The organism is bacterium, from assembly GCA_008933615.1.
Taxonomy (GTDB): Bacteria; CLD3; CLD3; order SB21; family SB21; genus SB21.
In genome coordinates, this window is record WBUR01000006.1 from 16,390 (window position 1) to 28,817 (window position 12,428).

Below are 12,428 nucleotides of genomic sequence, written 5' to 3' on the forward strand. Positions count from 1 at the left end.
CTACTAATGGCTGAAAAAAATCAAAAATCTTTAGAAGAACTCATCAAAAGCGTCGAAATATTTGACGGCCTTGAGACACGCGATATTAATAAGGTGCTGAAAGTTGCAGCCGGGAAAAAGTATGAAAAAGACGAAGCGGTCTTTCATGAAGGCGATTTAGGGGATTGTTTTTATCTGATCATCGAGGGCAGCGTGCGGATAGAAAAGAAAGTGAAAGAGGATAAAATTGAACCCGTTGCCACTCTGAAAACGGGCGACTATTTCGGCGAAATGTCCTTACTCGACGGAGAACCCCGTTCAGCTTCGGTGATCGCAAATGAGACGAGCAAACTTCTAGAAGTGAAGAACAGTCATTTTATTAAAATTGTGATGAACGATGATAATTTTGCACGTAAAGTTCTGTGGGCTTTTTGTATCACGTTTGCCAAACGTTTACGCGCAACAAACACCCTGCTTGGGCAGTTTGATAAGAAGTAGCTCTACTGAAAATCCAATGCCGCGCTGATGCGATGTGTGGCGCCTAGAGAATTTGAAAAAGGCATATAACCGTAATCCACGCTGATTCTCTGAACCTTCATCCCGATTCCTGCCGATATTCCTCTCGCCTTATATCCTAATTGATATCCTCCACGAACAAAACAACGATCTTCATATCCATATTCCATGCCAAGGTGCGTTCGTGCTGATTCCGCAAAAAATTTTTCCACATCGATCGCAACCGACAAAGTGTTTTTCGACGCGGGGTTCTTTAATACGTCATAAGAGGAACCCAAACGCATACTTGCCGGGAGTTTTACCTTTTCATCAATAAATTTCCCGGAAAATCCAATGTTGGATACCATAAACCCGGCCCGCCAACGATCGTCTAAATCAGAGTTTGACGAATATTTGATACGGTACCACGCCCCAAAATCGAATGCTAATGCGGAAACGCTATTTTGAATACGCTCGTAAACGTATTTTGATGTGATACCGATGGATAATCTTTCATTCATCTTTCGCGCATAAGATAAACCTAATGCCAGATCGTGTGAAGAAAAATAGGCAGTCGGGTTTTCCGAGGGAATGTCGCGCTGTTCAATGTCTTCAACACCGGTGGAAATATAATGGAGAGCAAAAGCATTATTTCCGTAAACAAATTTAGCGGCCCCAATATTATGCTGAATTCCGTCGATCCAACGGTTGTATGTAAAAATGAGGCTGTGGTTGTTTGATTGAATTAATCCTGCGGGATTCCAGAACGCCGCGGTTGCATCCGTTGCTGTGGCGGTAGCCGTTTCACCCATGCCTGCAGCTTTCCCGCCGATGCCGATCTTTAGAAATGCAAAACCGGTTTCCCCGCCGCCGGCAAACAGGAAACCGGAAATGTGAAACAAAAAAAAAGAGATCAGAAAATTTTTTCTCATGCGGTCTTATTTTCTAATGGAAATGTCATAATAAAGCGAGTTCCGCCCCCCTGATGGCTTTCCGCTTCGATCTTTCCTCCGTGAGCATCTACAATGTTTTTTACGATCGCGAGCCCCAACCCTGTACCGTGCGACTTGGTTGTAACAAAAGGATCAAAAATACGCGGTAGAACCTGTTGCGAAATTCCCGATCCATTATCCGATACGATAATCGTCAGTGTTTTGCCTTCCGTCTTGGCTTCGACGAAGACAACGCCTTTTGATTTTGGAACCGCATCGCAGGCGTTAATGAGTAAATTGTAAAATGCACGGCTGATCTTATCGGAATCGAATGTGTAATTCAATGACTGCGGAACATTAACCGTGAGCGTAACATTGTTGGCCTTTAAGCGGTTCTCAAGCAGTTGTATCACCGTATTAAAAATATCAAGTAACGGCCATTCCTTTCGATTCAATTTAGCTTCACCTTGCGCATAGAACAAAACTTCATGGGACATTGAGATCATCAGGTTCGAACTGGTCAGTATTTTGTCGACATATTCCTTTACATCGTTGAGATGGTCCGCTTTAAGTATGAACTTGGCGTAATTATCGATCACCGATAATAAATTTTTAAAATCGTGCAGAATAGAACTGGATACTTTCCCGACTGCCGACAGTTTTTCTGTAACCAACATTTGTTTCCGCAGACTAATATTTCTAAGCGATATAGCGACATAAGACGATAACATGGCGACAAACGCTTCGTCATCGTCCGGCCATTTTCGGGCTATATTGCTTTTGACGATGATACACCCTTTTACTAAACGGTCCTCTATGATGGGCGCTACCAGAATACTTGCCGTTTTTTTCCAGAAGGAGACCGGTTCGGCGTTACGGTAATGTTCCAATGTAGTGAAATCATGGATCTGCAACGTCTTCTTAATCTGAATAAGATTAGTGTACACGGAGCCAATTGCTGAAACCTGCTGAAGAGTTCCGCGTTCATCAAGCGACGATACTTCTTCCGCCGTTTTGTCGTAAAGGAAAAGCTTGACGTTGTCGCACACCAACTGATCTATTACAATGACCGGCGCTAATTTGAAAAGGGTGCGTTCTTCGCAGTCGGCTGTGATAGCTTTGCTAAATTCAAATAAAGCCTGAAAACGTTCCGTTTGTTTTTGACCGGCTTTTTCACGTTCTAAAAAACTTTCGATGATCTGGTCGTTGGTTTGCCTCAGGCGAGCGCTGACCGTTTTTAGAATATTTAAAGCAACCTGCGGCTCCTCAAGCATCATCTTTGTAAAGTCTTTTTTGGCAATCAATCCGGCTTCGCAATCTTCCATAGCCATAATGCGCGCCGATCGCGGGGCATCTTCCAATAGTGACATTTCACCAAAAAAATCGCCGCCGCTCCGAATTGCCAGGATCAGTTCTTTGCCGTTATCGGACGTTTTTGAAACCTTGACTTTTCCGGATATCAAAAGATATAACGTTTCTCCGTGGACCCCTTCCTCAATAAGAGCGGAGTCTTTGGGGTAATTTTTGATTTTGATGAAGCCTTTCAGGCGTTCAAAATGAGAATCCGACAAGCCTTCAAATAGTTTGTTGGAGCGTAATCGTTCCATAGTCTAATTCCTGCTAAAAGATGCCAGATTGACCAGTATGGCGTCCTGGACTTTTTGAACTTCTAAATTATCAACATTAAAATTATTGCACATAATGCTAAAAACTATTTCTTCGCCGTCTGCTGTTTTTACAAAACCCGAGATGGTCGATACATTGTCTAACGTACCCGTCTTCGCGCGCACATTGCCTTCGGCTGGAGTATTCTTCATACGATGATTCAATGAACGCTCCATCCCGGCCTTTGGCAGCGATTCATAAAATACTTTCCAATATTTATGTTGTCTGATAAATTTCAGGAGAGCCACGATGCTTTCCGGCGTAACCAGATTGGTGCGCGAATACCCGGAGCCATCCATGATAAACATTTTATCGGGACTGATCCCAATTTTTTTTAGAAACTCTCTTTCGCTTTTTAATGCTCTTTGTCCGGTTCCGTCGGAATCGATTACCGCAGCAACCGTCCGCAGCAACTGCTCGGCAAATAAGTTTTGGCTTCGTTTATTTACAATTTTTAATATTTCGTCCAGTTTTGGCGATTGATAAACGGCAATCCGCATTACGGTCGTATCGCTATCATGATACGTATAAGACGTCAAGTTGTCAATATCTACCGATGCGCTGTCAACCTGTATACCTCTCTTCTGCAAAACCTCTTTCATAACTGTCGCTGTAAAAAGCGTGGGGTTTTCTACGGTGACATATCCAACCTGAACATCCGATTCAGCGGTAATTTTACCGGTCGCATGAATAAGGTTCGAGCTGCGTTCTCTGGTGAATTCGATTTCCTGCGATTCGGACGAACCCGCTACGGTTGTAATACGGTTATCAATAGTAACATAACTCGTTCCGGGCGCAAGTTGGATTTTTGCTGGCTTGCCAATTTGAGTGGGCGTGACGTACCAATTCACACAGTTGTCGTTAAACGACAAACCGCTTACCTGTGCAGAATACCAATAAGATTCCTCGTCCCACTCCCAGTGTTTGCCGAGCGCCTCATCGCCAAAAAAATTGTCGTCTCCGATAATCCTGCCGTGAATTATTTTTATTTTTTTGGCGGCGAGGCTGTCTGCCCAATCTTCCAAAACTTTGGTTATTTTATTATCAAAAAATCTTCCTGAAATAGTAGGATCGCCCATTCCGCGTAGAATCAGGTTTCCTGAAAACGTCGTGTCGTCTTCAAAACGGCCATGTAAATATACGGTTGTAGTGTACTGAAAATCCGGGCCCAATTTGTCCAGCGCAAAAACCGATGTAAAAATTTTCATATTGGACGCCGGAATCAGATTTTTATTCGCATGATGGGAGTAGAGTATGTCTCCGTGTTTAAGCGATTGAACCTGAATTCCCCAAAACGCATTGTCTAAAAACTTTTGATTAATAAGCCGGTCCGTTTCCTTCTGAAATTTTTGTACGCTCAGCGTATGGTTCTGTGAAAAGAGGGAAAGGATACGGAAAACCAGAAGCCCTGAAACGATCAAACAAAATTTAATAACACTATTCCTTTCATTTTTATTTCTTGACAACACGTGCAACCACCACAGCGCCAAGTTTATAATAAAAAACATATTTTCCATCCGGCATTGCGGCGTCGTTTTCGTCTAACCCGTTCCACTCCAGCGCAAATTGCTGTTCATCCGGCAAGTCGGATTCAAATTCAAAATATTTTCTTACAGGTTTTGCCTCTTCATTGTATATGATCATGCTTGCATTTTTGTAGGACGACATCATCCCCATATCGAACGAATTCGGTTTGGAAGAATCATTTTCATAAATGAGCGCCGCTTTTGCATCAACGAATGAACTTGTGAATGCCCCCGTTGATTGATTCAAATAAATGACGACTTGGGTATTGATCGAATCAAGAACTGCAATATCCGGTTTTTTATCATTATTAAAATCTCCCATTGTAAACACCGCGATCCCGTCCGGAATTTTTAGCGTGTGAATATCGTCCAAAATCAAACCGCCCGCCTCCGCAAGATGCACGGCCAATTCTTTTCCTCCGCTCTTTAAAATAACGGCATCGTTATACCCGTCCCCGTTAATATCGTTTAATTGAGCAAAATGCGGCGTTGTCAGCATATCAAGTTTGACCTTATGAAAACGCCACTCTTTCGAACTGATTTCAGCAGGTGCGATCAGCGCCACATTTGAAAGTCCTTCAAATGAAATCAGCGCATGCGACAGTCCGCTTCCGGCAAGATCCTTGACAATCAAAGAAACAGGCGCGGCCTCTAAAACGTCTGTTGCAACCAACTTATAGGATGTCCCTTTATAAATTAACATTTCTTTGCTTGACGGCACTATGACGGCGATATCCGGTTTCCCGTCTTTTGTAAAATCACCAACTCCGATAAAGCCGGGTTCTCCCTTGATTTTGATCGGATCTTTTGCTTTAAATCCGCCGGACTTTTGATTCATAAAGATAGTAACAGTTTGTGATTCTCTATTTGCGGTGACAATATCCTCGAGGCCGTCGTTATCCATATCCGTTACAACAACGTTAACGGCATATTTGTCCGTTGACATGTCAATCTTGCTTTTGAAACCGCCGTCACCCTTTCCAAAAAGTACGGACATGATTCCGGAACCGTCGAGATCATTTTTTCCGCACACAACAATATCGGCAATTCCGTCTCTATTAAAATCGCCTGAAGCCATGGCCATCGGCGTTAAATATATACTTGAATTAATACCGCTTCCGAAAAGTTCTTGTGAATAAACCTTCAAGGGGATCATCATACAGCCAATAAGAATACAAACACGCTTTTTCATGATTGATCACTCATCATTATGGGTGTAGCAACTCCCTGTGATCGCCGTTACGGGACGTAACTTGAATGGCGTCAAAATACTCTAATAGCGATAGAGCAAATTTCCGGCTTGTGTGAAACCGATCTTTAAAATCGGTGATTTTAATATGACCTTTTTCACCAATAAAATCAATAATAAACTGTCTTGCTTGCCGCACTGCATCCCTATGAAAATAAAGATTTTTGTCCGTTTTCACTATTAATTCGAGCTGCACCATGATCCTCAGTATGCGCTGAAGTTCCGAAGCCGGTAATTTCGTTTCAGTTTCAATCACCTCGACCGAAGGCGGCGAAAAAGGGGTTTGTGCCAACTTTGATTCAATCTCCTCGATTAACTCCCGTTCATTTGTGTTAATCTGAATACGATAAGACGAAAGGTAGACTATCTCCTTTTCTTCAGTCAACGCGCCTTTACGGACCGTTGTTTTCAGAACTAAATCAAAAACATCACCTTGCATCGCCGCCGCCAGTTTCATTCTCAATTCGCTTATTTTAAGCCCCTTTTCAGTGGGTCGCTCTTGATGAAACTTCTCAACCGCATTCACTAATTGTTTTTGTAAAATAGAAAAATAATTAACATCAAGCGCTTGTTCACCAATAGTAACAATCTGATTTAACTTTTCTAATTTGTTTAACTCATTTCTGATAATTGAATTTGATAACCCAAAAACTGAAATGATTTCTGTAACGCTGACAATCTTGTGATAGATTATAAATTCGCGTATAACTGTTGGCAAACTTTCATTCTCCATGAGTCGAAGATATGGCAACTCCGGAGTTATCTCAGGGTGAAGATGATCTAAAACTATACCGCCCCCGAGTGTCATTGAAGAATTAATTTCCCTCACAATAAACCTATCGCCGCGTATGCAAACCAGCGGATCTTCTGAAACTACCCGAATATATCCGCTTTTTCCGGGCTGAATCGATTCGCCGACGATATGAACTTTGCAAAATAGTTCGGCTGTACCCATATGCAAACGAACTCGTATTTGTTTTTCGATGGTCTTTTTTACGGATTTTAATAAATACCATTTGCCAAAAAAAGAATTTGTTGAAATCAAGTGGCCGGGTTCAGCCAGCACATTGCCGCGTTTTGTCGGCTCGTTATCAATTCCTGAGACATTGATCGCTGCACGGTCGCCGATCATTACCTCTTCGACCGGTTGGGAATGCTTCTGCAGCCCGCGGATTCGTACCGTTTTCCTAGCGGGAAGCAATTCAATCCATTGACCGTTCCGGGCAGTTCCAGACAAGACGGTTCCCGTTAGTATGGTTCCAAAACCTTTTACTAAAAAGCTCCTGTCGATGTTCATTCTGAAAAAACCGCGATCAAATTTTGGTATTTTCTGCTGTGCCGCATTCTGCAGATGCCCCTTTAATTCATCAATGCCTGTCTTTTGCACTGATGAAACTCTAAAAAAAGGAGCGCTTCTCAAAAGTGAATCTGAAATCAAATTTTTGATTTCAATTTCGAGATTCCTTAAATGTAATTCATCTGCCTGATCGATTTTAGTGATGACAACTGCGCCGGAGGAAATATGAAGCAGTTTAAGAATTTCGAGATGTTCTATTGTTTGCGGCATGATGCCGTCATCGGCTGCGATAACCAACAATACATAATCTATCGCACTGACGCCGGCAACCATATTACGAATAAACCGTTCGTGTCCGGGCACATCAATGATCGTTATACCGTCTTTCCAGTAGGCAAACCCCAGATCAATGGTGATACCGCGTTCCTTTTCTTCTTTGAGACGATCGGTATCAATATCCGTTAACGCCTTCACCAACGCCGTTTTACCATGGTCTATATGCCCCGCAGTTCCGATGATAAAATGACTCATGTCAATTCTTGTTATTCATTTCGCGGATGTGATTTGGATTGTTCGCTTTTAAACTATGACTATTTTTTTTGACTATCAATGAGCTAAAAGTATTTGATTCTATATACTAATCTTTCTATCTTGGCAAAGTTAATCAGAAACCAATTTCGATAATATTTTTATGGCTATCGTAGCACCATCCGTCTTATCCGCTGATTTTGCGCATTTGGAATCTAGCATAAAAATGGCGGAAGAGGCAGGAGCAGACTGGATTCACGTTGACGTGATGGACGGACATTTTGTACCGAATATTACCATCGGACCATTTATTGTAGAGCATATTCGAAAGGTAACCCGGTTGCCTTTGGACGTTCACCTTATGATCGAAAATCCGGACCGGTATATCACGGACTTTCGTAATGCCGGGGCAGATATTATTTCGGTTCATCAGGAAGCCTGTATTCATCTAAACCGAACCCTTCAATTTATTCGCAGTACCGGAGCAAAAGCCGGGGTGGTGTTAAACCCGGCTACACCTCACGATACTTTATCATGCGTATTGGATATCGTCGACTTGATTCTCGTGATGTCTGTAAACCCGGGTTTTGGAGGACAATCGTTTATTGCTGATTCGGTCAAAAAAATTGCCGCCATATCCAATATGATCGGGTCTCGAAAAATATGGATTGAGGTGGATGGCGGAATTAACGAACAAACGAGTATGGATGTCATTAAGGCCGGAGCGCATGTGCTTGTAGCGGGATCGTATATTTTCGGATCAACAAACCCCAAAGAACGAATTCACAAGTTAAAATCAATCCAGCCCGGTCTAACGTCGATTTAGCCTTCAGCAAACATAAAGCTAAATAATCTAATTTACTCGCGTTTTACGTTAGCTTTTTTTGAGCAGGTCAAGCAATGGAGTTTTATAATTTATGATGACGCTTCCTTCATTTGAGTTTCTATCGCCTGAATCCACTAAAGATGCGGTCGGTCTGCTGGATCAGTACAAGGATCGCGCGAAAATTCTTGCCGGCGGAACCGATCTCATTCCGAGCATGAAGAATAAATTATTCGAACCGGAAGTAGTCATCAGTATTAATAATATACCGGAACTGAAGAAAATTCATTTCGACCGGAAAACCGGCTTGACTCTCGGCGGCCTGGTGTCTCTCACTGACGTTGGACACCACCCTTTGGTAACTGAGAACTATCCCGTTTTGGCTGAAGCGGCAAAAAAAATTGCAACGCCGTTGCTTCAGAATAAAGGAACGATCGGTGGGAATATATTACTTGACACCCGCTGTTACTATTACAATCAGTCTCATTTCTGGCGTAAGGCTGTGAATAATTGTATGAAAAAGGACGGAGATATTTGCCGAGTAGCTCCGGGAGGGCATCGTTGTTATGCCATTTCTTCCTGTGACACCGTTCCGGTTTTATACGCGCTCGATGCTGTGATCACGCTGGTTAGCGCGCAGGGAGAACGGAAAATTCCGTTGCGTGAATTTTACCAAAATGACGGTATGGCATTTAACAAAATGTTGCCGAATGAAATATTAACCCAAGTGCAGATTCCAAAGTTACCTACCGGATTTCGCGGCGCGTATATGAAATTACGCCGTCGTCAGGCCATCGACTATCCAATGCTGGGGGTTATGGTAGGATTAATTTTAGATGATAACGAGATCTGCCTTGACGCTAAAATTATTTTAGGCGCTGTATTCCCGTGCCCTTGGGAAGTAACTGAAGCACAGAACGTGCTTATCGGAAAAAAGATCACTGAAAAAGAAATTGAAGAAGCGTCTGAAATTGCTTACAACACGGCTAAACCAATGGACTTGACTAATTTCCGCCCGGCATACCGAAAACGAATGGTGAAGGTGTTTACGCGGAGAATTTTACAAAACTTATCGCAGCAATCAGAATATACTGAAGAGGTATTGGCCTGATCGGCCGGAAACAATTCGCCTTCCGATGCGTTCTACCTGATAAAGATTCCTTCGGATTTTATGACCGAAACCACACCTACAATCCCAGCACATAAAGTAGTTAAAGAATACCGTGTTCTCTATTTGGAATCCGGGCTGTTAGCGGTTTTAATTCTGCACATTATTTTTGTGAATTTTCTTCCAAAAATGGATACGGCCGACATTTCTGATCTAAAGCGTACTGATATCGTTCTGGAAGTTAACGACATCCCGCAAACCCGCCAAGCTTTATCCGTAAAAGGTTCACCTGTAAAGCCCGTCATACCTATTGCATCGGACATTACTGAAAATATTCTTGCAGAAGAGACGGATGTTCGGTACGGAACCGAGGACGGCTTACTTGAGATACCGGCAATGCCCGCGCCTCCGGGCGGTAAAGGCAAATCAGAGTATTTCCCAGCCAAACTAATGGTAAGTAAATTCCCTGAATACCCTGCCGAACTCCAAAAGCAAGGCGTGTCCGGGGTTATTATACTTCAGGTCAAAATTGACGTAACAGGGAAAGTCATTGATCACAAAGTAAAATTAAATACAACCAAAAGCAGCGTGCTTGAAAAATTATCTATTGAAACCGTGTATAAATGCCGCTACAACCCGGCCTCTGATGGCAAGTCTCCTCTCGTTTCTTGGACAGATCACCGGTTTGAATTTCTTGACAAGACCGTTCAATAATGCTACTTTACTTCCAATCGCTAGTTAATTTTCAAATACCGTGGACTTGTACAATCTATTTATTATTTAACTGAGGAAATAAACCTGTCATGGGACGAATATTCGAGAAACGAAAATATAAAATGTTTGCGCGTTTTGATAAAATGGCAAAAGCATTCACACGGTACGGAAAAGAAATTGCCATTGCAGTAAAACTGAGCGGGCCGGATCCGAACCTGAATCCGAGATTGCGCACAGCGATCCAGAATGCAAAGGGCGTGAATATGCCTAAGGATCGTATTGATGCAGCCATTAAGCGCGCATCATCCAAAGATGAAAAAGATTTACAGGAAGTTCTGTATGAGGGATACGGGCCGCACGGGATAGGAATTTTGGTGGAGTGCGCAACGGATAACCCGACGCGCACCGTTGCAAATATCCGTATGTATTTTACAAAAGTCGGCGGCTCATTGGGCGCATCCGGCTCCGTTGGCTTTTCTTTTGAGCGGAAAGGCGTTTTTAAGTTGGAAGCTCCTGCGGTAGATTTGGAAGAACTGGAACTTGAACTTATCGATTACGGCGCGGATGATTTTGCAGTCGACGAAAATGAAATCTACGTCTACACCTCTTTCGCTGATTTCACAAAAATGCAGAAAGCGCTAGAAGAAAAACAATTTAATATCATTACAGCGGAACTTCAATATGTCCCTAAAACATCCACTCAGTTATCCGAAGAACAGGAGGAGGACATATTAAAGTTGATTGCAATTATCGAAGAAGATGAAGACGTGCAGAATGTTTATCATAACATGAAGTAGTTTGGTTCTTATTATATGAAGTTTTTAATTATTGAATTATTTCTATGAAAATCCTTGTCATCGGGAACGGCGGCCGCGAACACGCATTGGTTTGGAAGATCGCTCAATCTGAAAAAGTTACTCACATTTATTGCGCTGCCGGTAATGGCGGCATTCGCTCCCTCGCCGAATGCATTCCGATAAAACCGACAGATATTAATGCTCTATTACAATTTGCCCTCCAAAATAAAATCGATCTCACGATCGTTGGGCCGGAACAACCGCTGACGCTTGGCATTGTCGATCTTTTTCAGCAACACGAACTAAATATTTTCGGCCCGTCTGCTACGGCGGCGGAAATCGAAGGCAGTAAAGTTTTTGCCAAAAATTTAATGATGAAATATGGCATTCCAACGGCAGCCTTTAAATCATTTACCGTGATTGCAGATGCTAAGGCTTATATTACTGATATGAATCAGCCGTGCGTTGTCAAAGCCGACGGCCTCGCCGCAGGAAAAGGCGCGATAGTCTGTCCGACGCTGCAGGAAGCGCTAACGGCAGTTGACACGATCAAAAATGAATTAGGGGAAGCAGGTAACTCCATCGTTGTTGAAGAGATGATGGAAGGTGAAGAAGCATCAATTTTTGCTGTTACCGACGGCATAAATTACCTTCTCTTGCCTGCCGCACAGGACCATAAAAGAATCTTCGACGGCGACAGGGGAAAAAACACAGGCGGTATGGGCGCTTATGCTCCGGCTCCCGTCATGTCATCAACTTTATTAGACCGTGTAAAAAAGGAAATTATCGAACCTACAATTTTAGCGATGACAAACGAAGGCCGGAAGTATCAGGGCGTTTTATATTGCGGAATAATGCTTACCCGCAGCGGGCCTAAAGTGGTTGAATTTAATTGCCGTTTCGGCGACCCGGAATGTCAGGCGGTATTACCTTTGATCAAAAGTGACATAGTTGACATGTTTCTATCGGTTGTAAATCAGAGTATAAGCTCATATAGATTGGATGTGCGCCAACAATCTTCCGTATGCGTAGTAATGGCATCAGGCGGGTATCCTGATCAATACGAAAAAAACAAAGAAATTTCCGGTCTGGACAGAATGACCGATGAGAACACCTTAATATTTCATGCGGGTACAGATTTGATAAACGGAAAGGTCTGCAGCTCCGGTGGCCGTGTTTTGGGCGTAACATCCTGTTCTGAACATTTACCCGATGCGATCAAGAAAGCATATACAGCCGCCGAACAAATTCATTTTGAAAAGGCGTATTTCAGAAAAGATATCGGCTACCGCGCACTAAAAAATTAATTTCGCTC

Annotated in this window: 11 protein-coding genes; 6 read left to right on the forward strand and 5 right to left on the reverse strand. The window is 42.8% G+C overall.

From position 1 onward, the window contains the following. The first annotated feature begins 6 nt into the window (after nt 1-6). Nucleotides 7-477, forward strand: a complete 471-nt coding sequence (locus F9K33_03355) for a cyclic nucleotide-binding domain-containing protein (GenBank protein KAB2880808.1) — start codon at nt 7-9, stop codon at nt 475-477. A 2-nt stretch (nt 478-479) separates the two neighbouring features. Here F9K33_03355 and F9K33_03360 read toward each other — a convergent pair whose 3' ends face one another. Genes F9K33_03360 through selB form a run of 5 tightly spaced genes read right to left on the reverse strand, consistent with a single transcriptional unit; the run spans nt 480 to nt 7,674 of the window. Next, nucleotides 480-1,406: a conjugal transfer protein TraF gene (locus F9K33_03360; protein ID KAB2880809.1), complete on the reverse strand. Its 927-nt coding sequence runs from the start codon at nt 1,404-1,406 to the stop codon at nt 480-482. Continuing rightward, nucleotides 1,403-3,013 carry a cyclic nucleotide-binding domain-containing protein gene (locus F9K33_03365; GenBank protein ID KAB2880810.1) on the reverse strand — a complete coding sequence of 537 codons (1,611 nt, stop codon included), beginning with the start codon at nt 3,011-3,013 and terminating at the stop codon, nt 1,403-1,405. Before F9K33_03365 ends, F9K33_03360 begins: the two co-directional genes overlap by 4 nt. 3 nt (nt 3,014-3,016) lie before the next feature. Then, complete coding sequence (dacB, locus tag F9K33_03370; protein KAB2880811.1) at nt 3,017-4,588, reverse strand: D-alanyl-D-alanine carboxypeptidase/D-alanyl-D-alanine-endopeptidase; 1,572 nt, start codon at nt 4,586-4,588, stop codon at nt 3,017-3,019. Then, on the reverse strand, nt 4,524-5,789 hold the full coding sequence (locus F9K33_03375) for a hypothetical protein (protein ID KAB2880812.1): 1,266 nt from the start codon (nt 5,787-5,789) through the stop codon (nt 4,524-4,526). Before F9K33_03375 ends, dacB begins: the two co-directional genes overlap by 65 nt. 16 nt (nt 5,790-5,805) lie before the next feature. Continuing rightward, nucleotides 5,806-7,674: a selenocysteine-specific translation elongation factor gene (gene selB / locus F9K33_03380; GenBank protein ID KAB2880813.1), complete on the reverse strand. Its 1,869-nt coding sequence runs from the start codon at nt 7,672-7,674 to the stop codon at nt 5,806-5,808. Nucleotides 7,675-7,834: 160 nt separating this feature from the next. On the opposite strand from selB, the gene F9K33_03385 reads away from it, so the two are divergent. The 5 genes from F9K33_03385 to purD all read left to right on the forward strand — a co-directional run bounded on the left by F9K33_03385 (nt 7,835) and on the right by purD (nt 12,420). Continuing rightward, entirely contained in the window at nt 7,835-8,497 is a 663-nt protein-coding gene (locus F9K33_03385; protein ID KAB2880814.1) for a ribulose-phosphate 3-epimerase, read from the forward strand. A 91-nt stretch (nt 8,498-8,588) separates the two neighbouring features. Further along, nucleotides 8,589-9,605: a 4-hydroxybenzoyl-CoA reductase gene (locus tag F9K33_03390; protein ID KAB2880815.1), complete on the forward strand. Its 1,017-nt coding sequence runs from the start codon at nt 8,589-8,591 to the stop codon at nt 9,603-9,605. A gap of 60 nt (nt 9,606-9,665) precedes the next feature. Continuing rightward, nucleotides 9,666-10,316, forward strand: a complete 651-nt coding sequence (locus F9K33_03395) for a TonB family protein (protein KAB2880816.1) — start codon at nt 9,666-9,668, stop codon at nt 10,314-10,316. An 89-nt stretch (nt 10,317-10,405) separates the two neighbouring features. Continuing rightward, a complete protein-coding gene (locus F9K33_03400) occupies nt 10,406-11,113 on the forward strand; it encodes a YebC/PmpR family DNA-binding transcriptional regulator (GenBank protein KAB2880817.1) in 708 nt (235 codons plus the stop codon). A 44-nt stretch (nt 11,114-11,157) separates the two neighbouring features. Then, nucleotides 11,158-12,420 (forward strand): phosphoribosylamine--glycine ligase, encoded by a 1,263-nt coding sequence (purD, locus tag F9K33_03405; protein ID KAB2880818.1) that lies wholly within the window; start codon nt 11,158-11,160, stop codon nt 12,418-12,420. Nucleotides 12,421-12,428 lie beyond the last annotated feature (8 nt).